At 69.6% G+C, this 26,489-nt stretch carries 23 protein-coding genes; 18 read left to right on the top strand and 5 right to left on the bottom strand.

What is annotated here, in order from left to right:
* The first annotated feature begins 22 nt into the window (after positions 1 to 22).
* Positions 23 to 3,109 (top strand): efflux RND transporter permease subunit, encoded by a 3,087-nt coding sequence (locus tag OD750_RS08680; RefSeq protein ID WP_263545045.1) that lies wholly within the window; start codon positions 23 to 25, stop codon positions 3,107 to 3,109.
* Between the two features lie 54 nt (positions 3,110 to 3,163).
* On the opposite strand, the gene OD750_RS08675 is transcribed toward OD750_RS08680, so the two are convergent.
* Complete coding sequence (locus OD750_RS08675) at positions 3,164 to 4,906, bottom strand: insecticidal delta-endotoxin Cry8Ea1 family protein (protein WP_263545046.1); 1,743 nt, start codon at positions 4,904 to 4,906, stop codon at positions 3,164 to 3,166.
* Between the two features lie 218 nt (positions 4,907 to 5,124).
* On the opposite strand from OD750_RS08675, the gene OD750_RS08670 reads away from it, so the two are divergent.
* Positions 5,125 to 6,726: a sulfatase-like hydrolase/transferase gene (locus OD750_RS08670; RefSeq protein ID WP_263545047.1), complete on the top strand. Its 1,602-nt coding sequence runs from the start codon at positions 5,125 to 5,127 to the stop codon at positions 6,724 to 6,726.
* Positions 6,727 to 6,827: 101 nt separating this feature from the next.
* Positions 6,828 to 8,153: a PI-PLC domain-containing protein gene (locus OD750_RS08665; RefSeq protein WP_263545048.1), complete on the top strand. Its 1,326-nt coding sequence runs from the start codon at positions 6,828 to 6,830 to the stop codon at positions 8,151 to 8,153.
* A gap of 79 nt (positions 8,154 to 8,232) precedes the next feature.
* Here the strand turns inward: OD750_RS08665 and OD750_RS08660 are convergent, their stop codons facing one another.
* Positions 8,233 to 8,802, bottom strand: coding sequence for a Slp family lipoprotein (locus OD750_RS08660; protein WP_263545049.1), 570 nt, complete (start codon positions 8,800 to 8,802; stop codon positions 8,233 to 8,235).
* 397 nt (positions 8,803 to 9,199) lie between these two features.
* On the opposite strand from OD750_RS08660, the gene OD750_RS08655 reads away from it, so the two are divergent.
* The gene (locus tag OD750_RS08655; RefSeq protein WP_263545050.1) at positions 9,200 to 9,931 is read left to right on the top strand and encodes a response regulator; all 732 of its coding nucleotides are present in this window, start codon (positions 9,200 to 9,202) and stop codon (positions 9,929 to 9,931) included.
* A gap of 96 nt (positions 9,932 to 10,027) precedes the next feature.
* Here OD750_RS08655 and OD750_RS08650 read toward each other — a convergent pair whose 3' ends face one another.
* Positions 10,028 to 10,735 (bottom strand): Crp/Fnr family transcriptional regulator, encoded by a 708-nt coding sequence (locus tag OD750_RS08650; protein ID WP_263545051.1) that lies wholly within the window; start codon positions 10,733 to 10,735, stop codon positions 10,028 to 10,030.
* 152 nt (positions 10,736 to 10,887) lie between these two features.
* Between OD750_RS08650 and OD750_RS08645 the strand changes: the two genes are divergently transcribed.
* From OD750_RS08645 to OD750_RS08590, 12 genes are all read left to right on the top strand, one after another.
* A complete protein-coding gene (locus tag OD750_RS08645; protein ID WP_263545052.1) occupies positions 10,888 to 11,928 on the top strand; it encodes a hypothetical protein in 1,041 nt (346 codons plus the stop codon).
* A gap of 7 nt (positions 11,929 to 11,935) precedes the next feature.
* Positions 11,936 to 13,336: an oxygen-independent coproporphyrinogen III oxidase gene (gene hemN, locus OD750_RS08640; protein WP_263545053.1), complete on the top strand. Its 1,401-nt coding sequence runs from the start codon at positions 11,936 to 11,938 to the stop codon at positions 13,334 to 13,336.
* A gap of 135 nt (positions 13,337 to 13,471) precedes the next feature.
* Positions 13,472 to 14,923: a cytochrome-c oxidase, cbb3-type subunit I gene (gene ccoN / locus OD750_RS08635; protein WP_263545054.1), complete on the top strand. Its 1,452-nt coding sequence runs from the start codon at positions 13,472 to 13,474 to the stop codon at positions 14,921 to 14,923.
* 12 nt (positions 14,924 to 14,935) lie between these two features.
* Positions 14,936 to 15,541 (top strand): cytochrome-c oxidase, cbb3-type subunit II, encoded by a 606-nt coding sequence (gene ccoO / locus OD750_RS08630; RefSeq protein WP_263545055.1) that lies wholly within the window; start codon positions 14,936 to 14,938, stop codon positions 15,539 to 15,541.
* Positions 15,542 to 15,543: 2 nt separating this feature from the next.
* Entirely contained in the window at positions 15,544 to 15,702 is a 159-nt protein-coding gene (locus OD750_RS08625; protein ID WP_263545056.1) for a cbb3-type cytochrome oxidase subunit 3, read from the top strand.
* Positions 15,699 to 16,604, top strand: a complete 906-nt coding sequence (ccoP, locus tag OD750_RS08620; protein WP_263545057.1) for a cytochrome-c oxidase, cbb3-type subunit III — start codon at positions 15,699 to 15,701, stop codon at positions 16,602 to 16,604. The genes OD750_RS08625 and ccoP overlap by 4 nt, the downstream gene beginning before the upstream one ends.
* Entirely contained in the window at positions 16,601 to 16,882 is a 282-nt protein-coding gene (locus OD750_RS08615; protein ID WP_263545058.1) for a hypothetical protein, read from the top strand. The genes ccoP and OD750_RS08615 overlap by 4 nt, the downstream gene beginning before the upstream one ends.
* Entirely contained in the window at positions 16,879 to 18,300 is a 1,422-nt protein-coding gene (ccoG, locus tag OD750_RS08610; RefSeq protein WP_263545059.1) for a cytochrome c oxidase accessory protein CcoG, read from the top strand. The genes OD750_RS08615 and ccoG overlap by 4 nt, the downstream gene beginning before the upstream one ends.
* A complete protein-coding gene (locus OD750_RS08605) occupies positions 18,297 to 18,458 on the top strand; it encodes a hypothetical protein (RefSeq protein ID WP_263545060.1) in 162 nt (53 codons plus the stop codon). Before ccoG ends, OD750_RS08605 begins: the two co-directional genes overlap by 4 nt.
* A 13-nt stretch (positions 18,459 to 18,471) precedes the next feature.
* On the top strand, positions 18,472 to 20,895 hold the full coding sequence (locus OD750_RS08600) for a heavy metal translocating P-type ATPase (protein ID WP_263545061.1): 2,424 nt from the start codon (positions 18,472 to 18,474) through the stop codon (positions 20,893 to 20,895).
* On the top strand, positions 20,892 to 21,047 hold the full coding sequence (gene ccoS, locus OD750_RS08595; RefSeq protein ID WP_263545062.1) for a cbb3-type cytochrome oxidase assembly protein CcoS: 156 nt from the start codon (positions 20,892 to 20,894) through the stop codon (positions 21,045 to 21,047). Before OD750_RS08600 ends, ccoS begins: the two co-directional genes overlap by 4 nt.
* Complete coding sequence (locus OD750_RS08590; protein ID WP_263545063.1) at positions 21,044 to 21,784, top strand: sulfite exporter TauE/SafE family protein; 741 nt, start codon at positions 21,044 to 21,046, stop codon at positions 21,782 to 21,784. Before ccoS ends, OD750_RS08590 begins: the two co-directional genes overlap by 4 nt.
* On the opposite strand, the gene OD750_RS08585 is transcribed toward OD750_RS08590, so the two are convergent.
* A complete protein-coding gene (locus OD750_RS08585) occupies positions 21,769 to 22,341 on the bottom strand; it encodes a hypothetical protein (protein WP_263545064.1) in 573 nt (190 codons plus the stop codon). The two genes, OD750_RS08590 and OD750_RS08585, sit on opposite strands and share 16 nt — an antisense overlap.
* Before the next feature lie 74 nt (positions 22,342 to 22,415).
* Positions 22,416 to 23,084, bottom strand: a complete 669-nt coding sequence (locus OD750_RS08580) for a CPBP family intramembrane glutamic endopeptidase (protein WP_263545065.1) — start codon at positions 23,082 to 23,084, stop codon at positions 22,416 to 22,418.
* 290 nt (positions 23,085 to 23,374) lie between these two features.
* On the opposite strand from OD750_RS08580, the gene OD750_RS08575 reads away from it, so the two are divergent.
* Positions 23,375 to 25,333, top strand: coding sequence for a LodA/GoxA family CTQ-dependent oxidase (locus OD750_RS08575; protein WP_263545066.1), 1,959 nt, complete (start codon positions 23,375 to 23,377; stop codon positions 25,331 to 25,333).
* Positions 25,333 to 26,489, top strand: a 1,157-nt coding sequence (locus OD750_RS08570; RefSeq protein WP_263545067.1) for a tryptophan 7-halogenase, incomplete at its 3' end; no start/stop codon positions are given. The genes OD750_RS08575 and OD750_RS08570, both read left to right, overlap by 1 nt.

Here is a 26,489-nt window from a genome sequence, read left to right as displayed (position 1 = left end):
CGAAGCCACGAGGACTACGGACATGCGTTCGTTTACGGACATCTTCATCAAACACCCCGTGCTGGCGGTGGTGGTCAACCTCATCCTCGCGCTCGCCGGCTGGCGCGCGCTGACCGCCCTGCCCCTGCAGCAGTATCCGCAGATCGAAAGCACGTCGGTCATCATCACGACCGTGTACACCGGCGCGAGCGCCGAGACGGTGCGGGGCTTTCTCACCACGCCGATCGAGCGCGCCGTGTCGGCGATCGGCGGCGTCGACCATCTCGAATCGTCGAGCCGCGCGGGCGTCAGCACCGTCACGGTGCGCCTGAAGCTCAATCACGACAGCACGAAGGCGCTCGCCGAAGTCACCGCGCGTCTGCAGCAGGTGCGTTCGGAACTGCCGCAGGAAGCCGAGCCGCCGGCGGTCGAAGTGCAGCGCGCCGATCGCCCCTACGCGACGTTCTACGTCAGCTTCACGTCGTCCGAACGCACGCTGCCGGAGGTCACCGACTGGCTCGTGCGCTCGCTGCAGCCGCAGTTCGCGACGATCGCCGGCGTGCAGCGCGTGACGATCGAAGGCGGCCGCCAGCTCGCGATGCGCGTCTGGATCGAACCGCAGCGCCTGGCCGCGCTGAACCTGTCGCCGGGCGACGTGCAGTCGGCCCTGCAGCGCAACAACTATCTCGCCGCGGTCGGCCAGACCAAGGGCGATCTCGTACAAATCAACTTGTTGACAAATACCGATCTGCGCACGACCGAGGAATTCAAGAACCTCATCGTCGCCGAGCGCAACGGCGCGATCGTGCGCCTGTCGGACGTCGCGCGCATCGAACTCGGCGCCGAAGAGGCCGAGCTCGTCGGCAAGGTGAACGAAAAAGACGCCGTCTACCTCGGCGTGTGGCCGCTCATCGGCACGAACGAGATCGAAGTGTCGCACCGCCTGCGCGAAGAACTCGCGCGCATCCGCCCGACGCTGCCGAAAGACATCGACATGCAGGTGGCGTACGACGGCACGAAGTTCATGGAAGCCGCGCTCGGCGAAGTGACGAAGACGCTCGCCGAGACGGTGCTGATCGTCGCGCTGGTGGTATTCCTGTTCATGGGTTCGGTGCGCACCGCGCTCGTGCCGCTGATCGCGATGCCGGTGTCGCTGCTCGGCGCCGCGCTCGCGATGCTCGCACTCGGCTTCAGCCTGAACCTCCTGACCATGCTCGCGATCGTGCTGTCGGTCGGCCTCGTCGTCGACGATGCGATCGTCGTCGTCGAGAACGTCGAGCGGCACGTCAGCGAAGGCAAGTCGCGCATCGAAGCCGCGCTCGTCGGCGCGCGCGAGCTCGTCGGCCCGATCATCGCGATGACGATCACGCTCGCGGTCGTGTACGCGCCGATCGGCTTCCAGGGCGGCCTCACGGGCGCGCTGTTCCTCGAATTCGCGATCACGCTCGCGGTCGCGGTGATCGTCTCGGGCGTCGTCGCGGTCACGCTGTCGCCGGTCATGAGCTCGCGCTTCGTGCACGCGCACGGCCACGAAGGCCGCCTGACCGCGTTCGTCAACCGCGTGTTCGACCGCGTGCGCAACCTCTACGGCCGCCTGCTCGACGGCGCGCTGAACATGCGCGCGGCGATCGTCGTCGCGGCGGCGGTCGTCACGTTCGCGGCGTGGCCGTTGTATACGCATTCGCGCCAGGAGCTCGCGCCGGTCGAAGACCAGGCGCACATCAGCTTCTTCTTCGAAGCGTCGCCCGACGCGTCGCTGCCGTTCGTCGATCGCGAGGTCAAGGCCGTATCGGCGCTCGTCAACGCGTTCCCGGAAGCCGAGTACATGTGGGCGCTGACCGCGCCGTGGGGCGGCTTCGGCGGCATGGAAGCCAAGCACTGGCACGAGCGCGGCCGCACGACGGAAGAAATGTACGGCGAGGTCTACGGCGCCGTGTCGCAGGTACCGGGGCTGCGCGTGTTCCCGCGTCTGGACCCGCCGCTGCCGACGCCGGGCCAGTACGACGTCGAGCTCGTGCTGCAGAGCGAGGCCGCGCCGGAACAGATGCTGGAAACGGTCGGCGCGATCCTCGACGCGGGCTTCAAGAGCGGCAAGTTCCTGTACGTCGACACCGACCTCAAGATCGACCTGCCCGAAGCGCGCGTCGTGATCGACCGCGAACGCGTAGCCGATCTCGGGCTCGATCTCGCGAGCGTCGGCCAGGAACTCGGCACGCTGCTCGGCGGCGCGTACGTCAACCGCTTCAACTATTTCGACCGCAGCTACAAGGTGATTCCGCAGATCGGCGAGAAGGACCGCGCGTCGGTCGCCGCGCTGCTCGATCTGAAGATCAAGACGCCGGGCGGCCAGCTCGTGCCGGTCTCGTCGTTCACGCGCATCGAGACGGGCACCGCGCCGCGCGCGCTCAACCGCTTCCAGCAGCGCAACGCGGTACGCGTGTTCGGCGGCGTCAATCCCGGCGTGACGAAGGCCGAGGGCCTCGCGGTGCTCGAAGACGCCGCGCGCGCGTCCGGCGGCCGTCACGTCGCGATCGACTACGCCGGCGAGTCGCGCCAGATTCGCCACGAAAGCGCGGCGCTCACGGTCACGCTGATGTTCTCGATCATCCTGATCTATCTCGTGCTCGCGGCGCAGTTCCATAGCTTCCGCGATCCGCTGATCGTGCTGCTCGGTTCCGTGCCGCTCGCGATCTCGGGCGCGCTGCTGTTCAGCTTCCTCGACCTGACGACGATCAACATCTATTCGCAGGTGGGCCTGATCACGCTCGTGGGCCTGATCGCCAAGGGCGGCATCCTCATCGTCGAGTTCGCGAACGCGCGCCAGGCGAGCGGACTGACGCGCGAGGTGGCCCTGCGCGAGGCGGCGATGACGCGGCTGCGGCCGGTGCTGATGACGTCGGCGGCGATGATCTTCGGCCAGCTGCCGCTGGTGCTCGCCACCGGCCCGGGCGCGCAGGCGCGCAACAGCATCGGCATCATCCTCGTCGCGGGCATGGTCGTCGGCACGCTGTTCACGTTGTTCGTCGTGCCGGTGTTCTATTCGCTGCTCGCCGAGGACCATCACGCCGACGGCGAGACGAACCTCGACGACGAGCCGCAGCACGGCGGCGGTCGCGTCGCCGTAGCGTAGGAACCACGCGCGCGATCGTTGCGACGATCGCGCGCGTTTCAACGCCGCCGAAACTCAGTCCTCGCGAATATAGCGCCAGAAGAACTTCACCGCTTCGATGTGGGCGCTGCCCTTGCGGCCGCCGACCTTCCACAGCGACGAGCCCATGTCGTCCGACGGACTCGCGATCCACTCGTTGCCCCCGCCGCCCCCGCCGCCGATCTGGCGGTTCTTGTTCGTCTCGAAGTACAGCGCATCGAGCGCAGCGCCGGCGCGGCCCCACACGCCGATGATCTTCTCGCCGGGCTCGAGATCGTGCGCATGCGTCGAACCGCCGCGCTTGCCGTGCAGCCCGCCGGAAACGCCGCCGTAGAAGATCTCCAGGCCGTCGACGCGCGCGCCGGCGTACACGACGATGCGCGTGATCGGCTTGTTCTTCGGATCGTCGAGAAATTCCGTGCCGCCCTGCCCGCCGACCGGGCCGGTCTGCATATCGACCGGAATCTGCGTGGGCTTGTCGGTCACCGCCGGATCGAGATAGCGCCACGTGCGCGCGGGACTCAAGAAACGGTCCAGCTCCGCGCTGAACTGCGAGCGCACTTCTTCCTGCCGGTCCACGTGCGCCTTGCGCGCGAGCGATTCGGCGTTGCCGGTCCCGCCGGTCAGTGTGTTGTACGACCATTCGCGACGGAAGCCGTCGTACTCGTCGTGCGCGGCCCAGCGATGCGTCGTGCTCGGGCCGACGACGCCCCACTCCGTGCTCTCGGTATGCACCACCTTGACCTTGCCGATGCGCCATTCGAGCGCGCGGGCGCGCGACAGCGTCGCCGCGGCGGTGAACTTCTTGATTTTGTCCTGCAGGTCTTTCAGATGCTGCGCGGCGTTCCTGTCGTCCTCGTTGTAGATCTGTTTGTACGAGGTATACAGCTCGCGCAGCGCGGCGAGGCGGATCGTTCCGAGCGCGACGAAAAACGGCAGGCGGCGCTGCGGATCGGCCGGATCGAAGAAGAACGGTTCGGCGGCGTTGAGGAGGCCCAGCAGCGTCGTGAACATGCCGCCCTTGATCGCGGAGCCGTACTGCTCCTTGTTGTACGCGGCGAGCTGCAGGCGCAGGCCGTCGAGCAGCTTGGACAGCTGATCGAGCTTGTCCTGCTCGATCAGCTCGCGCACGAGATCGTTGACGTAGCGGCGCATCTGATCCCACACGCGCGCGTTGCCGTCGTCGGCCGGCCAGAACAGTCCCATCAGCGCCGACAGGCCGCCGCCGATCTCGGGCACCTTGTTGACGATGCCGATGACGATCGTGCGCGTCTTCCCCGACGAGTCGGCGATGAAGTCGCGGCCGCTGATGCCGTCGAGCGAATCGCTCTCGGGCACGAAGCGCACCTTGGTCCAGTCGGCCGTGCCGCCGGGGCGGCCGCTCTGGACGATGTTCTCGCCGGTCGCGCTGGTGCCGCCGTCGGCGACGATCGTCTTCTCGCTGTGACACGCGATCAGGTAGTAGTGCATGCCGTCGCCGGCAGGCATGAAGCGGAAGTGTTCGTTCCACTCGCCGTCGGACGGATCCCACTGGCACAGCACCGTACCGTCGTCGTGCGACGCGCGCGCGACGTCTAGGCTCTTGCCGCTGTGCACCGACCGGATGGCGTAGTGACGCGCGCTCAGCTTGCGGAACTGGAACAGCTGCTTGTTCGAATTGACGTCGACCGGCGACTGCCGCACGCGCATGCCGCGGTGGATGTCGCCGACATCGAAGCACTTGTCGCTGTGCTTGAACACGATCCTGTAGTTCTTGTCGCCGACTGGATAAAACGCCATGTCCCGCCTCCCTGATCTCTCGGTTGCAAGGGGCTTGGCATCGGGCGCGACCGCGCCCGCGCCGCGCGGCCTGAAACCGCGACGTTCGGAAAAACTCCCCCTGTTCGCTTTGTCCAAGCGTGGAAACCTTTGCACGTCTATCATGGGCGCGCGCCGTGCGGGCGGCGCGGCGCGGGCCAGTCGGACACCCCCAAACGCAACGAACAGGAGCCACGACGATGAGCCTTCCGACCAACCCGAGTTTTCTGATCTTCGTCACCGACCAGCAGCGCGCGGTGCAATATTTCCCGTCGACGTGGGTCGACGCGAACCTGACCAATCTCAACGCGCTGACCGCGAACGGCGTGACGTTCGTCAACGCGATCACCAACGCGTCGCGCTGTTCGCCGTCGCGCGGCGTGCTCGCCACGAGCCTGTACGCGCCGGCGAACGGCCTCGTCGTGGTCGGCGGCACGCTGTCGCCGCAATGGCCCACGCTGTCGGCGACGCTCGCCAAGGCGCTGCCCGGCTACAAGGTCGGCTACGTCGGCAAATGGCACATGACGCAAAGCTTCGTCGGGCCGGCGAACGTGGTGCCGAACAAGCCGTCGACGCTCGCGGGCGAAAACGCGACGATGCTCGACACCTACGGTACGCCGGGCTGGGACGCGCCCGACGCCGGCACCGCGCTCGGCTGGTCGCCGGCGATCGCGCCGCCGAAGACGCCGCCGACGCAGGACGATCCGTTCACCTGCACGTCGAATACGCTCGGCGGCGGGCCGAACAGCTACAACCGCAACGACGCGCGGTTCGCGCAGGACGCGATCGCGTTTCTGACCGGCCTCGACGCGAACGAATCGTTCGCGCTCGTCGTCTCGCTCGTCAATCCGCACGACGTCTGGACCGACATGTATTCGGGCCTGCTGGCGCTGGCGTATCCGGAGTTTCCGCAGGCGTTCGACGCGCTGACCGGCGCGGGCGACTTCGCGCTGCCCGACAGCTACAGCGCCGACGACCTGTCGACCAAGCCGACGATACAAACGACGATCCGCAACAATTACACGTCGACGTGGGCGCAGAACAACGGCGTCAGCCCGGTGCCGACGATGCTCGATTCCGACGACGCGCTGACCTACCTGAAGTTCTACGCATACCTGACGTATCTCGCCGACCAGCAGCTGCAGGACGTCTACGCGACGCTCAAGGGGCTGCCGCAATTCGACAGCACGATCGTCGTGCGGCTCGCGGACCACGGCGAGATGGGCATGTCGCACGGCGGCTCGATGGAGAAGGACTGCAACGTCTACGCCGAGACGATCAACATCCCGTACATCTTCAGCAACCAGGGCATGTTTCCGCAGGCGGCGACGTGCGACGCGCAGGCCGGTCTCGTCGATATCGTGCCGACGCTGCTGGGCCTCGCGGGACAGACGACGTCCACGCCGATGCAGGGCACCGACCTGTCGTCGCTCGTGCTCGACCCGACCGCCGCGGCGCCGATCGACTGTTCGATCTTCACGTACGACGACGACTACCCCGTGCACATCCGCGCCGTGCAGGCCGCCGCGGGCGCGGTCAAGGTGAGCGGCGCGCCGACGACGTGCGCGTACAAATATGCCGTCTACTACCAATTGGACAATGGCGCAGTCGATACGTCGACGCTGCAGTTCGAACTCTACGAGCCGGGCGTCGGCGGCGAAATCGTCAACCTGCAACCGACGAACACGGCGCTGCAGGCCGCGCTGCACACGCTGCTGACCGATCGCATGGCGGCGATCGACGACAACGCGCCGGCGGGCGCCGGCATGGTCACGCCGTCCGGCTGGCCGGCCACGCCCTAGCCTACGCCGCAACTCCGCGCCTTTCGTCGTTCGTTCAGGCGCCGCCGCGATCTCGCGGCGGCGCCTCGTTCTTTTCTTTGTCCACTTTACGGAGCAGCGCCATGTCCGTCGGTTTTCTGATCAACTTCGTCAACAACACGTCCGAAAGCGTCGTTCTGACCGCAAAGGTCACCGACATCGACGACTGGAATTCGCCGATAAAGGAGAATCCGGACGTCGACATCCAGAAGGTGCCGCTCGCGGCGTACGGCGTCGGCGGCGACATCCATCTCGAGCGGCACGACCACCGATCGACCGCACCGTTCGATGTGACCGCGACATTCGCGAACGGCGCCGTGTTCGTGTTCCGGCTCGACGGCTGCGACGCGACGCAGTTCGACGAGCGCGCGTCGATTCCGGTCTCGCGGGGCGGCGAGACGCACGGCGTGATCCAGGTGCTCGTCCACCACGAGGAGGTCGGCGGTTCGTGGAACCGCATGACGATCGTGCTCGTGCCGCCGGTCGACACGAAAAACTGGATGGCGAAGTACCCGGATCGCAGCCTTACGCAGCTCAACATTCCGGGCACGCACGACACCGGCACCTACGGCGGCAACGGCGAGGAAGGCACGCGCTGTCAGACGTTGACGATCGCGCAGCAGCTCGAAGCCGGCGTGCGATTTTTCGACCTGCGCCTCGTGCTGAACCCGAAAGCCGATCCGGACGACCTCGGCATCTTCCACGGCGACTATTTCCAGAACGTGTGGCTGCGCAAGGACATCATGCCGAACGTGGTCGCGTTCCTCGCAAAGAACCCGACCGAATGCGTGATCTTCGCCGTCAACCGCGACAGCGGCATCAACGGACCCAAGGGCGAACCGATCAACGACGTGCTGCACAAGATCCTCATCGAGACGATTCCGCACGACAAGCTCTACGACAACAACGGCACCGTGCTGCACGAGCGCACGCTCAAGGATCTCGCCGGCTGCGTCGTGCTGCTGCGCCAGGATCTGCCGCAGACGTTCGGCTTCAACGTGTCGAACTGGCCCGACGACCAGGCTTACTCGTCGACCGACATCGGCGTCGACGGCAAGGTCGAGCTGCAGAACGCGTACGAATACGGCATCAAGCGGCTGCCGTCGATCACCTATCACGACAAGTGGGTCAACGTGAAGGCGCATCTCGACCGCGCTATCGCGCCCGGCGCCGATCCGACGCACTGGTTCATCAACTTCACGAGCGCGAGCCACACGCCGCCGACCGCGCTGTACTACCCGTGGGATTTCGCGACCGGCAAGAGCTGGGGCGTCAACTATCTGTTCTCGCGCTGGCTCGTGCAGCGTGCGCCGCGAGGCGGGCTGCGCCTCGGCACGATCATGATGGACTTCCCCGAGAAGCCCGACGCGAACACGCTGATCCGCCTGCTGCTCGCGCTGAACGGCTGACGGGACGAGCGATCGGCAAGGCCGCGCGACCGCATCGGGGCGCGCGGCTTTCGCGACAACCGAACAGGTACCGGCGACGTCAGCGCGTCGGCGCACGCGGCGCCGGCGCCGGCCGCGACGAGCGCACCGGCGAATAGCCCGCGGCCGGGTTGATCGACGACCCGCCCGGCGGCGTTTTCCAGGCCTTCGAATCGGTCACCGCGACGACCGGCAGCCAGATGCGGCAGCCGCCGTCCGGCGTGCGTTCGCGGCGCGAATTCAGATAGTAGTCGCGGTCGATCGTGTCGCAGCGCTGTTGTTCGATCCGCGTGACGACGCGGTCCAGCGTGCCGGCGAACGTCGCCTCGTCGCCGATGCGGAATTCCTCCCGTGCCCGGCCGCTGACGTCGCACGCGAGAAACAACTGGCCGTCGCCGCGCTGCAGAAACGGCGCCGGCCGTCCGTCGGCCTGCACGCGGCGACCGCGCACCTCGATGCACACCTGCTTGTAGATGCTCGTCAGCGCAACGATACGGCCGCCCCAGAGCACGACCTCGCCTTCATGGCCGCCGTACGCGGCGGCGCCCGGTTCCGTGCCGCGGCTCGGCACATCGCGGGCCGATGCGGCGGCGGCGGCGGCGAGCAGGACGACGATCAGGACGAAGCGCATGGCAGTTCCTCGATGCGAGCCGGTAGCACACGGTAGCAGAGTCGCCGCGTGCCCGTCAGCCGCCGGTCTTCGCCGCCCGCCCGATCGGCGCGACGATGGCGTCGGGTTGCGGCGCCGGCGACAGTCGGCTCGCGCCGAGCGAGTTCGCCATGTGCCTCTCCTCATGAAGAGTGCATGAGCGCCGCAGCGCGCCGCGGCGACGAGCGGCAGGCCGGATGGGAGCACCGCGAGCCGCACGGCGCGAGGGCCGCCGGCCGACGGCTGCGCGGGCACCGTTGTTGAATATATGAATCAATATTCGTTGAAACGACGGACCGGCGCGGGCGCGGCGATGCGCCGCAGCGCCAACGCGCGCGCCGGACGCTACAATCGCCGCACGCCCACAGCCCGTCATGCCATGTCCGCGTCCCCGGAACCGCCCGTTCCGCACCTGCTCGCCGTCGACGACGATCGTGAAATCCTCGACCTGATCGAGCGCTATTTCCGCCGACAGGGCTTCGCCGTGACGACGGCCGCCGACGGCGACGGCCTGCGCCGCGCGCTGGCCGCGCACGCGATCGACGTCGTGCTGCTCGATCTCGGCCTGCCCGGCGACGACGGCCTGACGCTGACGCGCGAGCTGCGCAAACACTGGAACGGCGCCGTGATCATCGTGACCGGCCGCGACGATTCCATCGACCGCGTGGTCGGCCTCGAGCTCGGCGCCGACGACTACGTGACCAAGCCGTTCGACCTGCGCGAACTGCTCGCGCGCGTGCGCAGCGTGTTGCGCCGAATGCCGCCGCGCGCGGCATCCGCGCCGGCCGGCGGCGTCGCGCGCTTCGCCGGCTTCCGCCTCGACCTGCGATCGCGCGAACTCGTCGACGCGAACGGCCGTGCGATCGAACTCACGACCGGCGAATTCGACGTGCTGCGCGCGTTCGTCGAGCAGCCCAATCGCGTGCTGTCGCGCGACGACCTGATGAACCACCTGCACGGCCGCGACGCGGGGCCGTACGACCGCGCGATCGACATGCAGATCGGCCGCCTGCGGCGCAAGATCGAAACCGACCCGGCCAGACCCGCGCTGATCAAGGCCGTCCGCGGCGCCGGCTACCTGTTCGCCCCGGCCGTGGAACGCGGCGCGTGAGCGGCGACGATCGCGCGGCGTCGTAACGCGCGCCGTTCGAGGGGCGACAGCCAGGTCGGCCGCGGCACGTGCGTCAAACGGGTGCCGCCTGTGAGCTCAGGCCGCGCGCGACGCGACCGCCGCACCCGCACCTGCCGCCGCATCGAGCCGCTCGACGCACGGAATGCGCACCTCGCGCCGCTCGACCGCGATCACGCCGTCGGCATCGAGATGCGACAGCGCGCGCGTCACCGTTTCGTGCTTGAGCGCGAGGTAGTTGCCGATGTCGACGCGGCTCATGCGCAGACACAGATGATGCGCGCTGTAGCCGAGCGCGCGCTGGCGCCGCGCCAGGCCGCGCAGGAACCACGCCACGCGCTGCTCGGCCGACAGCGTCGCCAGCGCCAGCAGCCGTGCGCGATCGCGACGCAGTTCGGCGCCCATCGCCTCGGCCAGCATGCCGTGGAGCGCAGGCACGCCGCGACACGCGTCGAGCACGGCCGGATACGCCAATTCCACGATTTCACACGTATCCAGCGCGATGGCGTCGCCGATGTGCGCGCCGGCGCCGATCGCGTCGCAGCCGACGAGATCGCCGCGCATCGGAAAGCCCGTTACCTGCTCGCGGCCGTCGTCGGCCACGAGGCTCGTGCGCAGAAAACCCGCGTGCACGAAATACAGCGCATGAAACGCCTGGCCGGCGCGATACAGGTGCTGGCCGGTGCGCAGCCGGCGGCGCGTCGTCGGCAGGTGCGGCGCGAGCGCGTCGACGTCGAAGGCGGCGGTCGCGGGCCGGATCGGCGCCACCGTGTCGGCGAGTTTCATGCGTTGCGCTCCGTAAGGGCCTGCATCACACGGTAGCGCCGCGGCTCAGCGCGACGACCACGCGCCGGCAACGTCCGGTAACAGTCGGTAACAACGCGCCGTTGTTGATCTGCCTCAACGTCGCGCCGCCGCGCCGTCGCATAGTCGCTGGCATGGACTACGGATTTCGCTATCGACACGGCGTGCACGCGACCGCCACGGCATTCGTCGACCCCGCCGCGGTCGAGGCGTGGGACGCGTGGTTCCGCTGGCGCGACGGCAACGAACTGCGCGACGTGACGATCGACGCGACGTGGTCGCGCGTGACGCGAGCGCTGTGCGCGATCGCCGACGGCGCCACGGCGCGCGACGAGCAGCGCATCGGCGACGCGATCGGCAACTGGCGGCTCGTCGTCGACGCGCGCGTGCTCGCCGGCGCCGGCACGCCGGGCTTCGCGTGGCCGCGCCACGACCTCGTCGCCGCGTTGAATCTCGCGCGTTTCGTGTCGCTGCCGTTCACGCCGAAGGCCGCGTTCCAGCGCGAGGCGTTCGACGATGCGGTCGACCTTGCGCTGCGCGCGCTCGACGACATGTGCCGCGCGGCCGACACCGCACGATGCGCGCCGCGCCTCACCGTCATCGGCCTCGCCGACGCGCTCGCGATGCTTGGCGCCGACTACGCCTCGGCGCAAGGCCGCGCCTGTGCCGCGACGATCGCACGTCAGCTCGCGCAGGCCAGCCTAGACGCGTCCATGCGCCTCGCGCGCGAACGCGGCGCGAGCGACGCGTCGCGGTTCGACGCCGCCGCGCTCGTACGCGCCGAATGTCTCCGGCTGCCGGCCGCCACGATCGACGCGATGCGCCGCGACGGTCTGCGCTTTCCCGCCGTGACCGCGATCGTGCGCCAACCGCGCCTCGCACTCGTCGCGAACAACGTCGCCGACGCGATCGACCCGCTCGCCGGCGAGCGCCGCACCTACACGATCGCCGGCGCGCACGGCGAGCGGCGCGTCGTCGCTTCGGGTTTCGCGCTGACCTTGTGGCGCCAGCTCGGCGCCAGGCCCGCCGATGCACCGCCGTTCGCCTGCGATGCCGACGTCGGCGCGCGCGAACGCCTGCTGATGCGTTCGGCGCTGCAGCCCTGGCTCGATCATCCGATCGACGCCGCGCATTTCCGGCCCGCTTCGGCGGCACTTCCGCCAGCTGCCCCATAAGCCACGAATGAAAACCTATACGCCTCCCGTCTTCGACGCCGCGCTCGTCGGCCGCTACGATCTCAACGGCCCGCGCTACACGTCGTACCCGACCGCACCGCTGTTCCGTCCCGACTTCGGGCCCGAGCAGTTCGCCGAACACGCGCGCCGCTCGAACGAAGGCCCGTCGCCGCGCGGCCTGTCGGTCTACGTGCACGTGCCGTTCTGCGCGAGTCCGTGCTTCTACTGCGGCTGCACGCGCGTGATCACGCGCGATCGCGCGAAGGCGCAGTCGTATCTCGACGCGCTCGTCGCCGAGATCGATCTCGTCGCGCCGCTGTTCGATCGGCGCCGCGCGGTGTCGCAGCTGCACCTCGGCGGTGGTACGCCGAACTTCTTCGACCTCGATCAGATGGCCGTGCTGATGGCCGCGCTGCGCCGGCGCTTCACGCTCGACGACGGCGACGGCCGCGAGTTCGGCATCGAGATCGACCCGCGCTGCGCGACCGGCGACTACGTGCGCGGGCTCGCCGCGCTCGGCTTCAATCGCCTCTCCGTCGGCATCCAGGATTTCGACCATGACGTGCAGGTCGCGATCAATCGCGTACAGGGCGTCGAGGAAACCGCCGCCATCATCGGCGCGGCGCGCGACGCGGGTTTTCGGTCGGTCAGCGTCGACCTGATCTACGGCCTGCCGCGCCAGACGATCGACGGCTTCGCGCGCACGCTGCACCACGTCGTGACGCTCGCGCCCGATCGCGTCGCCGCGTACAGCTACGCCCATCTGCCCGAAACGTTCAAGGCGCAGCGGCAGATCCGCCAGAGCGAGCTGCCCGACGCGCGCACGAAGCTCGCGCTGCTCGGTCTCGCCGTACAGCGCCTCGGCGCGGCCGGCTACGGCTACATCGGCATGGACCATTTCGCGCTGCCGCGCGACGAGTTGGCGCGGGCGCACCGCGACGGAACTCTGCAGCGCAATTTCCAGGGCTATTCCACGCGCGGCGGCTGCGATCTCGTCGGCCTCGGCGCGAGCGCGATCAGCCGCGTCGGCGACAGCTACAGCCAGAACGCGAAGGAGCTGCCGCTGTACTACGCCGCGCTCGAACACGGCCGGCTGCCGGTGCGGCGCGGCCTCGCGCTGCGCTTCGACGACCGCCTGCGCCGCGACGTGATCGAGCGGCTGATGTGCCGCGACGTCGTGGACTTTGCGACGATTTCCCGTCTGTACGACATCGACTTCGCGACGTACTTCGCCCCCGAACTCGAACGCCTGAAGACGCTCGAGCGCGACGGCCTCGTCAGCGTCGGCCGCACGCGCATCGCGGTGACGCCGCGCGGCCGTTTTCTGCTGCGCGTCGTCGCGATGGCGTTCGATGCGTACGTCAAGCGCCCGGGCGAGAGCGCGCCGCGCTATTCCCGCGCGATCTGACGACCGGCAATCGCCCCCTGCGGCGCCATGCCACACCCATTCCCCGTGCCGCACGCCGCAAGTGTTGATCAGGATCAATCCACGCCGGGCGCGTCTGCCGAACACTTCCGCCACGAACAATCCGCCGGAGCCCGCATGCCAAACGCGACCACCACGTACGCAACCACGGACGCGACAACCTACAACGACAAGGTCGTCCGGCAGTTCACCGCCGCGACGGTGATCTGGGGCGTCGTCGGCATGGCCGTCGGTCTTCTGATCGCCGCGCAGCTCGCATGGCCGTGGCTGAACTTCGACCAGCCGTGGCTGACCTACAGCCGCCTGCGACCGCTGCACACCAATGCGGTGATCTTCGCATTCGGCGGCTGCGGCCTGTTCGCCACCGCCTACTACATCGTGCAGCGCACCTGTCAGGTGCGGCTGTTCGGCGACCGCCTCGCCGCGTTCACCTTCTGGGGCTGGCAGGCGGTGATCGTGCTCGTCGCGATCACGTTTCCGCTCGGCATCCAGCAGAACAAGGAATACGCCGAACCGGAGTGGTTCATCGACATTCTGATCGCCGCGGTGTGGATCGTGTTCGGCGTCGTGTTCTTCGGCACGCTCGCGAAGCGGCGCGTCAAGCACATCTACGTCGCGAACTGGTTCTACGCCGCGTTCATCATCGCGGTGGCGCTGCTCCACATCGTCAACAACCTCGCGATTCCGGTGTCGCTGACGAAGTCGTACATCGTGTATTCCGGCGCGGTCGACGCGATGGTGCAGTGGTGGTACGGCCACAACGCGGTCGGCTTTTTCCTGACCGCGGGCTTTCTCGGCATGATGTACTACTTCGTGCCGAAGCAGGCCGACCGCCCGGTGTATTCGTATCGTCTTTCGGTCGTCCACTTCTGGGCGCTGATCGCGATCTACATGTGGGCCGGCCCGCATCACCTGCACTACACGGCGCTGCCGGACTGGGTGCAGTCGCTCGGCATGGTGTTCTCGCTGATCCTGCTCGCGCCGTCGTGGGGCGGCATGCTCAACGGCATCCTGACGCTCTCGGGCGCCTGGCACAAGCTGCGTACCGACCCCGTGCTCAAGTTCATGATCGTCGCGCTGTCGTTCTACGGCATGTCGACGTTCGAGGGGCCGATGATGTCGATCAAGACGGTCAACTCGCTGTCGCACTACACCGACTGGACGATCGGCCACGTGCACGCCGGCGCGCTCGGCTGGGTCGGCTTCATCACGATCGGCTCGCTGTACTGCCTGATTCCGCGCCTGCGCGGCCGTCGCGACATGCATTCGATGCGCGCGGTCGAGACGCATTTCTGGCTCGCGACGATCGGTATCGTTCTGTACATCGCTGCGATGTGGATGGCCGGCGTGATGCAGGGCCTGATGTGGCGCGCGACGAACCCGGACGGCACGCTGACCTACACGTTCGTCGAATCGCTGCGCGAAACCTATCCCTTCTACATCGTGCGCGTGGCCGGCGGCGCGCTGTACCTCGGCGGCATGCTGCTGATGGCGTGGAACACGTGGAAGACCTGGCAGGTCGAGCGCGAGCCCGAGCCGGTGCTGATTCCGACCGCGGTCGCGGCGTAAGGAGCGCCCGTCATGGACCATTCGAAGATCGAAAAAAACGTCGGCCTGCTGGCCGTGCTCACCGCCGTCGCGATCAGCTTCGGCGGCCTCGCCGAAATCGTCCCGCTGATGTTCCAGGCGCAGACGATACAGCCGGTACCGGGCCTGAAGCCGCCGGCCGCGCTCGAACTCGCCGGCCGCGACGTGTACGTGCGCGAGGGCTGCTACAACTGCCATTCGCAGATGGTGCGCACGCTGTCGTTCGAGACGCAGCGCTACGGCGCGTACTCGGTCGCCGGCGAATCGGTGTACGACCATCCGTTCCTGTGGGGTTCCAAGCGCACCGGACCCGACCTCGCGCGCGTCGGCGGCCGCTACAGCGACGACTGGCACCGCGTGCATCTCGTCAACGCGCGCGACGTCGTGCCCGAGTCGAACATGCCGGGCTATCCGTGGCTCGCGAACGCCCCGGTCGACCCCGACGAAATCCAGGCGCACATGCGCGGCCTGCGCGCGATCGGCGATCCGTACACCGACGCGGACATCGCGAGCGTGGGCTCGGCGGTGATCGGCAAGACCGAACTCGACGCGCTCGTCGCCTACCTGCAAAGCCTCGGCAAACACGCCCCGAAGGAGTGAGCATGATCTCCGGCATCTTAACGGCCGTTCTGCTGGCCGCCTTTCTCGCGCTGACCGCATGGGCGTATTCGCCGCGCCGGCGCAGCCGTTTCGCCGAAGCGGCGGCGCTGCCGCTCGCCGACGACGTGCGCGCGCGCGCCGACGACGCAGGTGCGCCATGACGACGTTCTGGAGCGCGTTCGTCATCGTCATCGTCGTCGTCAACATCGCCGGCTCGCTGTGGCTGCTGTTCGGCAACGCGCGCGCCACACCCGGCGAGACCACCGGCCACACCTGGGACGAAGACCTCACCGAATACAACAAGCCGCTGCCGCGCTGGTGGATGGGCATGTTCGTGCTGTCGGTCGTCTTCTCGATCGGCTATCTCGTGCTGTATCCCGGCTTCGGTTCGTTCGCGGGCAGCCTCGGCTGGTCGTCGGCGAAACAGCACGACACCGACGTCGCGGACGCGAACGCGAAGCTCGACACGCTGTTCGCGCAGTTTCGCGGCCGTCCCGTCGCCGAACTCGCGCACGATCCGAAGGCGCTCGCGATCGGCCGCAACGTGTTCGCCAATCACTGCGCCGCGTGCCACGGCTCGGGCGGGCGCGGCGCGCCGGGGTTTCCGAACCTGACCGACGACGACTGGCTCTACGGCGGCGACGCCGACACCGTGGTCAAGACGATCGCCGACGGCCGCGCGGGCACGATGCCGCCGTGGGAGGCGATGCTCGGCGACCGCGGCGTCCGCGACGTCGCGCAGTACGTCCGGCAACTCGCAGGCCTGTCGCACAACGACGTGGTCGCCCTCGCCGGCCGCGAACGCTTCGCGGTGTGCGCCGCATGCCACGGCGCCGACGGCAAGGGCAACCGCGCGCTCGGCGCGCCGAACCTGACCGACGACGTGTGGCTCTACGGCAGCGACTTCGCGTCGCTCGACGCGACGATCCGCACGGGCCGCCACGGCGTCATGCCGGCGTGGCAGCCGATCCTCGGCGAAGACCGCGTGCGCCTCGTCGCCGCGTGGGTGCTGTCGCTGTCGAATCCCGCGCCCGCCGCGGCGCCCGAAAAGGCCGCGCCGTGAAACCGCCGGCCGCGCGGCGCGACCGCACCCCATCGACCGCCCGTATCGGTGCGATCGTGTGGCCGTCGTTCTTCGCGGCCGGCGTCGCGACGACCGTGTTCTTCGCGGTCGTCGACCCGCTCGAACTCGCCGCGATCACCTGGGCGCGCCTGCCGGTGACGCGCGGCGCCGGGTATACCTTGGGATTCTTCATGTTCTGGAGCTGCACCCTGGCGTCGAGCGCGTTCACCGCGTGGCTCTCGACCGGCGCGCCGCGCCGCCGCGGCGGTCTGCGATGAACCCCGCGAAAAAACCGAAGACGATCGAACTCGCGCTCGTCGGGGGCGACGCCGATTTGCTGTACGCGCGGCAGCCGAAGGTGTATCCGCGCGAAATCGACGGACGCTACACGCGCCTGCGCGTCGCCGCGGTGTTCTGGCTGCTCGGCATGTTCTACGCGTTTCCATGGCTCTCCTGGGACGGCCGCCAGGCCGTGCTGTTCGACCTGCCCGCGCGCAAGTTCTACATCCTCGGCCTCACGTTCTGGCCGCAGGACTTCTTCTACATGACGTGGCTCCTCGTCATGGCCGGCCTCGCGCTGTTCTTCTTCACCGCGCTGGCCGGCCGCCTGTGGTGCGGCTACGCGTGCCCGCAGACGGTGTGGACCGAGGTGTTCCTGTGGATCGAGCGGCGCGTCGAGGGCGATCGCAATCGCCGCATGAAGCTCGATGCCGGCCCCTGGACGCGCGAAAAGATCGTGCGCAAGTCGGCCAAGCAGTTCCTCTGGATCGCGTTTGCGCTGTGGACCGGCTTCACGTTCGTCGGATTCTTCACGCCGATCCGCGAACTCGCATCGAACACGGCGGCGCTGTCGCTGTCGGGTTGGGAAGCGTTCTGGATCGCGTTCTACGGCTTCGCCACCTACGGCAACGCGGGCTATCTGCGCGAGCAGGTGTGCAAGTACATGTGCCCGTACGCGCGCTTCCAGGGCGCGATGTTCGATCGCGACACGCTCGTGATCAGCTACGACGCCGCGCGCGGCGAGCCGCGCGGCGGCCGTCGCCGCGGCGCCGATCCGGCATCGCTGGATCTCGGCGACTGCATCGACTGCAACGTCTGCGTGCAGGTGTGCCCGACCGGCATCGACATCCGCCACGGCCTGCAGGTGGGCTGCATCGCCTGCGCCGCTTGCATCGACGCGTGCGACGCGGTGATGGACAAGATGCAGTATCGGCGCGGCCTGATCCGCTACACGACCGAGCGCGCCCTCGCCGGCGGTCGCACGCGCGTGCTGCGGCCGCGCATCGTCTTCTACGCGTTCGTACTCGCGGCGCTCGCGGCAGGCCTCGCGTGGAGTCTTTCGCACCGCAGCCTCGTGCTCGCCGAGGTCATCCGCGACCGCAACGCGCTGTGGCGCGAGGGCCGCGGCGGCAGCGTCGAGAACAGCTACACGCTCAAGATCGTCAACAAGTCGGACCGCGCGCTGCACTTGTCCGCCACCGTGCGCGCGCCGTTCGCGCTCGAGATCGTCGGCGCATCCGGATTCGCGGTCGAACCGTCGGCGGTCGCCGCGATCCCGCTGACCTTGCGCGCGATCGCGCCACCGGCCGGCCGCCACGATGTCACGCTGGAACTCGTGGAAGAAGCGACAAATCCAAAAGACGCCGCGACGGTACGCGTCGTCACCCGCTATTTCGCCCCGGAGCCGAACCCATGAAGCGTCCCACCCCGTGGTACCGCGTGCCCGAAGCCTGGCTCGCCGTCGCCCTGCTCGGCGCCGGCGTCGCCGCCGGCATCGCGCTCGCGGTCGTCGCCTCGCGCCTGCCCGACGCGCGCATTCCCGACGCGCCGCACGCGCGCATGACCGGCAGTTGAGGCGAGGCGCGCGATGACCGCCTGCTTCCACTGCGGCGAACCGATACCCGCGGGCGTCGACCTCGCCGCGCGCGTCGGCGACGCGTCGCACGCCGTGTGCTGCCACGGCTGCGCGGCGGCGGCGCAATGGATCGCCGGACTCGGCCTCGCCGACTACTACCGCCTGCGCACCGAGCCCGCGGCGCGTCCCGACGAAGACGCCGCGTTCGACGCGTGGGACCGCCCCGCGCTGCAGCGCATGCACGTGCGCGAGCATGGCGGCAGCGAACCGGGCGAGCGTCGCGCCGAGATCGTGTTCGTCGTCGACCGCCTGCGCTGCGCCGCGTGCGCGTGGCTGATCGAACGCGCGCTCGCGAGTCTCGCCGGCGTCGCCGAGGTCGGCGTCAACGCGGCGGCGCGGCGCGTGCGGCTCGTGTTCGATCCGACCGTCGCGCGACTGTCCGACGCGATGCGGCTCGTCGCGCGGCTCGGCTATGCGGCGCGGCCACTTGAAGCCGCCGCGCTCGACGCGCTGCGCCGCGACGAAAACCGCGACGCCTTGAAGCGCCTGATCGTTGCCGGCCTCGGCACGATGCAGGCGATGATGTACGCGGTCGCGCTGTATGCCGGCAGCTTCGACGGCATCGACGTCGCGACGCGCGATTTCTTCCGCTGGCTCGGCTTTCTCGTCGCGACGCCCGTGGTCGCGTACGGCGCGCAGCCGTTCTTCCGCGGCAGCCTGCGCGAATGGCGCGCGCGGCGGCTGTCGATGGACACGCCGGTCGCCGTCGCCGTCGCGCTGATCTACGTCGCGAGCCTCGTCGAAACGATCGCCGGCGGCCGCGAGATCTATTTCGACTCGGTCAGCATGTTCGTGTTCTTCCTGCTCGCCGCGCGCTACGTCGAACTGCGCGCGCGGCACCGCGCCGGCGATCTCGTCGACGCGCTCGCGCGGCTGCAGCCCGCGACCGCCGAACGCATCGGCGACGGCGGCACCGAAACCGTCGGCGTGCACGAACTCGTCGCGGGAGATCGCATCCGCGTCGCGGCCGGCGCGAGCGTGCCGGCCGACGGCACGCTCGCGAGCGCCGCGTGCCGCGTCGACGAATCGCTGGTCTCCGGCGAATCGACGCCGCGCCGCCGCACGACCGGCGACGCGCTGATCGCCGGCAGCCTGCTGCTCGACGGGCCGGTCGAACTCATCGTGCGCCACGTCGGCGCCGACACGGTGCTCGCCGGCATTGTGCGGCTCGTCACGCGCGCCGCGACGGAAAAACCGCATCTCGCGCGCGACGCCGATCGCCGCACGCGGCATTTCGTCGTCCGCGTGCTCGTGCTGACCGCGGCGACCGCGCTCGCATGGCTCGCGCTCGATCCGTCGCGCGCGTTCGACGCCGCGCTCGCGGTGCTCGTCGTGAGCTGCCCGTGCGCGTTCGCGCTCGCGGTGCCGACCGCGCTGACGCGCGCGGTCGCCGTGCTCGCGCGGCGCGGCGTACTGGTCGTCGACGGCGACGCGCTCGAAGCGCTCGCACGCGCCGACGTGTGCGTGTTCGACAAGACCGGCACGCTCACGACGCCGCGCATCGAACCCGCCGACGTCGACGCCGTGCGCGGCGACGCGGATCGGGCGCTCGGTATTGCCGCGGCGCTCGAACACGGCTCGACGCATCCGCTCGCGCAGGCGTTTCGTGCTGCCGCCGCCGATCTCGCGCTGCCGGTCGCGTCGGCGTTGCGGCACGTCGGCGGCGCGGGCGTCGAAGGCGTCGTCGACGGCACGCGGTATCGACTCGGCCACGCCGATTTCGCCGGCGCGGCCGACGCGCGCGACCGGCTCGTGCTCGCCGACGATGCCGGCGTCGTCGCGTCGTTCGTCGTGCGCGAACGCCTGCGCGACGACGCGGCCGACGCGCTCGCCGCGCTCGCGGCCGACGGCGTCGCGCTCGACATCGTCAGCGGCGATGCGACGAACCGCGTCGGCGACGTCGCGCGGCGCCTGGGTATCGACAACTGGACCGCGCAGGCGACGCCGCGCGACAAGCTCGAGCGCATCCGCGCGCTGCGCGGCAAGGGACGCATCGTCGCGATGGTCGGCGACGGCATCAACGACGCGCCGGTGCTCGCCGCGGCCGACGTCGCCGTCGCGCTGGCCGGCGGCGCCGCGCTCGCGCAGGCCGCGAGCGGCATCCTGCTCGCCGGCGACCGGCTCGACCGCCTGATGCCCGCGCGGCGGATCGCGCAACAGATGCGGCGCACGATCCGGCAGAACCTCACCTGGTCGGCCTGCTACAACCTCAGCGTCGTGCCGCTCGCGGCGCTCGGTCTGATACCGCCGTGGCTCGCGGCGATCGGCATGTCGGCGAGCTCGCTCGTCGTCGTGCTCAATGCGTTGCGCATCGGCGCCGAACCCGCGCCGCGCGCCGCGGACGACATCGCGCAACCGGTCGAGGCGGCGTCATGAACATCATCCTGCTGCTGATTCCGCTCAGCATCGTGCTGCTCGCGGCCGGCGTGTACGCGCTCTTCTGGGCGATCGACCACGCGCAGTTCGACGATCTCGACACGCCCGCGCTCGCGCCGCTGACCGACGACCGCCGCGACCCGCCGCCGTGACCGGCACGCCGACGCTCGTCGCCGCGTTCGCGCTCGGCCTTGCGGCCAGCGCGCACTGCGTCGTCATGTGCGGCGGTATCGCGAGTGCGCTGGGCGTTGCGACCGCACGCGACGCGCGCGGCGGGCCGCGCGCGTCGCTGCTCGCGGGCTATCAGCTCGGCCGCATCGCGTCGTACGCGCTCGCCGGGCTCGCGTTCGGCGGCGTCGCCGGCGGCTTCATCGCGCGGCTCGACGATCCGGCCGTGCGCGTCGGGCTGCGAGCGACCACGGCCGCGACGATGCTCGTCGCCGCGCTGTTCGCGTTCGGCGTGCTGCGCGATCCCGGCGCGCGACTCGGGCGCCTGATGTGGCCTCGCATCGCGCCGGTCGCGCGGCGCCTGCTGCCGGTGACGACGCTGCCGCGCGCGTTCGCGTTCGGCACGCTGTGGGGCTGGATGCCGTGCGGCTTCGTCTACACGATGCTGCTGGTGGCCACCGCGTCGTTCGACGCATGGCACGCTGCCGCGACGATGGCCGCGTTCGGGTTCGGCACGATGCCGGCGCTCCTGGCCAGCGCGTTCGGCGTAGCGCACTTGTCGCGTTGGATCAATATCCACACTGCGCGACGCGCGGCCGGCGCGATTCTCGTCGCCGGCGCGGTGCTGACGCTCGCGGGGCCGTGGCTCGCGGCGCGGCACGCGCCGTGGTTGCACGCGCTGCTGCCGTACGACTGCGCGCCCGCTCAGTCGATGCGATAGACGCGCGCCTTGGGCATGTCCTCGTCGACCTCGAGGAACCACCGCCCGGCGATACCGGCGATCACCTGCACTTCCGGCGACTCGAGCGTCATGCGCAAGGTGAGGCTGCCCTTGAGCACCTTCCAGCGCTGGCCGTTTTCGAGTTCGAACACGGTGCCCGGTTCCCACGACGTGATCGACCCTTTCAGGCGGCTCTTGATCGGGCTTTCGTCGTGGCCGAAGAACTTGCCGCCCGGCTCGGACGCCTCGCGCATCGCTTCGGCCTTCGCCGCTTCGACCTGCACGGCCTGCTGCGCGCTCGCCTCGGCCTTCACCGCTTCGATCTTCGCGGCCTGCGCGACTTCGGCTTCGGCCTTCACGGTTTCGACCACTTTCTTCGTGTCGTCGCGCAGCAGGCGATTGAGCAGCGCGAGCTGCGCCGGCGTCAGCGCGTCGAGGCCCGTCGCGCGCAGCTCTTCGGCGTTCAGTCGCTTTTCGAGATCGACATAGGGCTGTTCGGCGGCGGCGGCCGCGGCGAAAACCAGCGCCGCGGCGGCGGCGAGAGCGCGAAGACGCATGGCGATTCCTTGAGAATGCTTGAGGCCGCGCACTGTATGACGGTTGTGTGACCGTTCTGCGACAGCGCGCCGGATCAGTCGTCGAGGCCGAAGAACGCCCACGCGACGGCCACGCTATCGATGAACCCGTGCGCGAGCACGCACGTCCACAGATTGCGTCCCGAGAGCAGATACGCCGCACCGAGTATCAGCCCCGCGATGCCGGAACTCACGATGCCCGACGGCCCCTTGTAGTAGTGGCCGTAGCCGAACAGGACGGACGCGATCACCATCGCCGCGAGGTACGCCGCGGCCGAACCGCCGCCGGCTTCGCCGCCGCGCGTGATCAGATAACCGCGGTAGACGACCTCTTCGCCGAACGCCGCGAACGTCCACACGAGCGGCAGCGCCAGCGCGGCGATGCGCAGATTGCCGGCGATCGAATCGGCGCCGGCCGGCTCGATGGCCGGCGGCCAGAACATCGCGGTCACGGGTTCGATCAGCACGATGTCGAGCACGATGCGCAGCGCCGCCGCGGCGAGCGCGATCAGGATGATTCGCCGCCACGAGTCCGGCCGCCGGAATCCGAGCGCCGAGAAACCGCCGTTGCGCAGCCGCACCGACAGCATGCCGAGTACGACGAGGATCGGCACCTCGTTCGGGACGACGCGAAACACGTTGTGGCCGACGACGATCGCCGCGGCCAGCACGAATTCGGCGGCGCTCAGCACGCGCGAGGTGCGCAGGCCGTCGAGCGTCGGCACGAAACCTCAAGAGTCGGACATCGCACGCTTCCCGCTGCAAGCCGGGGCCGACTCTAGTGTTGACTTCGTACTAGCGCACGGGCCGGACGCCACTGGGCCGGACGCCACTGGGCCGGACGTCACTGGGCCTTACGTCACGGTGCCGCCGCCGGCGCAAGTCTGCACGGACGCAAGCGCGAAAACGCACCGCCGACTGTCGTCCGTCGACGCCGTTGACTTGCCGCACTGTAACTTTTAATACTTGTTGCATGCTTATAAAGTTCCATCAATCCCGACACGAGGACGACGCCATGTCCGGCAAGCCCGCAGACACCGATATCGTACGCGCCGCGATCCATCCCGCCATCGGCGTCGCGCGCGTCGGCAACAGCGCGAGCGCGTGGTATCTCGCGCCGCAGGTGCCCGATCCGCCGTCGCAGCCGCTCGGCTACTACCGCGACGCCTACGGCGCGCTCAAGCGCGAAGGCGTGCAGTTTCGCGTGTACGGCTACAACGCGGCCGGCGAAGCGGTGCGCGAGCTGACCTGCGGCGATGCCGACATCCAATGGCACGTGCACGTCGCGAACCGCAAGGCGCAGTGGTACCAGTGGCAGATCGCGATGGACATACCCGAAGCGGCGAAAACCGTGCTGCCGCTGCGCAACGCGAAGGTGACCGACCGCTCGACGCTCGCGATCGACGCGGGCCTCAAGACGATCGCCGGCCGCGACGCGCCGCCGGTCGATCTCGCCGGCGCGTTCACCGGCGTGCCGGTGAAGATCGGCGAGATGTCGACCGACGCGGACGGCCGCCTCGTGTTTCTCGCCGCGCACGGCGTCTCGGCCTCGCCGACCGGCGCGCCGATCTTCATCGAAGGCGACGACAATTCGTTCATCAACGCCGACGACTGGTACGACGACACCTGCGACGGCCCGGTCGGCGCGACCGTGAGCATCGGCGGCCGCGAGATTCCGTGCGAGGCGGCGTGGGTCGTCACCGCGCCGCCGAACTACGCGCCGCAGGTGAAGGCCGAGCGCACGCTGTACGACCTCGTCTACGACCTGTACGTGCAGGCCGGCTGGCTCACGGCGCCGGCGGTGCCGTCGTTCACGTACGACGTGTATCCGATCCTTCAGCGCCTGTCGGGCCTGCAATGGGTCAATGCGGGCTTCTCCACCGCGTTCGGCCACAACGGCCGCTACGACTTCGAGGATCCGGCGTTCGTCGCGCGGCTCGCCGCGGCGCCGCCGCCGACCGGCTACGACCCGAACGCCGAGCTGCGCCGCCAGGTGTTCAACGCGTTCCGTCCGCCCGACCCGACCGACGGCAACCAGTTGCCGTGGCCATGGCTGTACGGCGACGCGATGACGATACCGGCCGGCCCGAGCCCGCGGCAGAACGCGAGCGTGAGCCAGACGCAGTACGACGTGCTGTCGCAATGGGCGAACGGCACGTTCGACGCCGACTTCGGCAGCGCTCCGCCGCCGCCGTCCTGCATCGACGACGTACCGCCCGCGCGGCAGCCCGCGACGCTCGATCGCGCGGCGCTCGAATTCTGTCTCGCCGACGCGTTCCACCCCGGCTGCGAAACGACGTGGCCGATGCGACATCTGTCGATGTACGTCGCGCCGTTCCGCATCCGCGCTCGCCCGCCCGGCGTGCCCGAGCGCGACTACGGCCCGACGCTCGACCAGCGCCAGGCGCTGGCCATCACCGGCCCGCTGCACGCGCAAGGCCCCGGCGACATCTCGCGCTGGATGGGCCTGCCGTGGCAGGCCGACACGGCGTACTGCCGCGCGGGCTACGACACCGCCTACGATCCGTTCGCGCCGACGTTCTGGCCGGCACGCGTGCCGAACCACGTGCTCACCGCGAGCGACTACGCGATCGTGATCGATCCGTCGCAGCCGCTCGAGCGGCGCATCGACGCGTTCGGCAACCGCACCGACTGGACCAAGCCGCTGCACGGCACCACCGCGCAGCAGATGGAACAGATGGTGCGCATCTTCGGTTCGATGGGCCTCGTGGAAGTGCGGCCCGGCGTGGTCGGCGAGCCGGCGTTTCCGGCCGTGATGATGGTCGCGTCGTACGGCCCGGACGTGCCGCCGGCCGACGCGGGCAGCGTCGCCGAACCGCCGCTCGCGAAAGGCGCCGTCGCGGCGACCGACGATGCGAAGCGCAGCGCGCACGGCCTGCCGCGCGGCACGAACTTCGAATCGACCGACGAGGCGCGCCGCGCGCCGCTGCCGGTGCGCTACAAACGCGACTAGTGGAAAGATACGACATCGCGATCGCCGGCGGCGGCCCCGCCGGCAGCGCCGCCGCGATCGCGCTCGCGCGCGAGGGCTTGCGCGTGCTCGTCGCCGACGCGGCGCCGCCAAACGCATTCAAGACGCGTGCCTTCAAGATCGGCGAAGGACTGCCGCCGAACGCGCGCAGCCTGCTGCGCGAACTGCGCATCGCCGAACCCGCGCTCGCCGCCTGCACGGTGCCGAGCTACGGCACGCTCGCGGCCTGGGGGTCGCACACGTTGCACGCGAACGACACGCTGTTCGGCGTGCACGGTGCGGGTTACTCGCTCGATCGCGCCGCGTTCGACGCGACGCTGCGCGATGCGGCAGCCGCCGCCGGCGCCGAGATCGTCGGCGATGCGAGACTGGTACTGGTCGACGACGCGGCGCGCGACGACGTGCGGCTGACGCTGCGCACATCGAACGGCGAACGCGCCATCCGCTGCCGCCGCGCGATAGACGCCGGCGGCCGCGCGGCGTCGCTGTCGCGCCGTGCGGGCGCCGCGCGGCACCGCGACGACGCGCTCGTCGCGTTCTACTTGCGGCTCGCCGCGACGCGCGACGGCGACGCGAGCGGCAGCACGTTGGTCGAAGCCGTCCCGGACGGCTGGTGGTACAGCGTGAGGCTGCCGCGCGGCGGACGGCTGGTCGCGTTTCTCGGCGACGCGCCGGACGCCGATCGACGCCGGCTGCTCAGCGTCGACGGGCTGTGGTCGAAACTCGGCGAAACCACGCATTTGCAGGCGCTGTGCGCGGCGCACGGCTATCGGCCGAACGGCACGCCGCGCGGCGCCGACGCATCGGGCGGCCGGCTCGACCGCGCCGCCGGCGACGGCTGGCTCGCGGTCGGCGACGCGGCGCTGGCGTTCGATCCGCTGTCGTCGAAGGGCATCGCGAACGCGTTGTACACGGGGCTGGCCGGTGCGCGCGCGACGCGGGCGGTACTGGCCGGCGACGAAGCGGCCGCCGCCGGCTACGCGGCGCATGTCGCGGCGATCCACGCCGCCTATCGCGCGCAGTTGGCGCAGATCTACGCGCTCGAAACGCGCTGGCCCCACGCGCCGTTCTGGCGGCGGCGCCAGACGGTGCCCGATCGGGCACACCGCTCCCCTTCAACCGCACCCGATTCACCCCA

The sequence above is a fragment of the Tahibacter soli genome (genome assembly GCF_025717065.2).
Taxonomy (GTDB): Bacteria; Pseudomonadota; Gammaproteobacteria; order Xanthomonadales; family Rhodanobacteraceae; genus Tahibacter; species Tahibacter soli.
The sequence above is the reverse complement of the archived record's forward strand: the minus strand, read 5'-3'. Positions and strand labels throughout refer to the sequence as shown.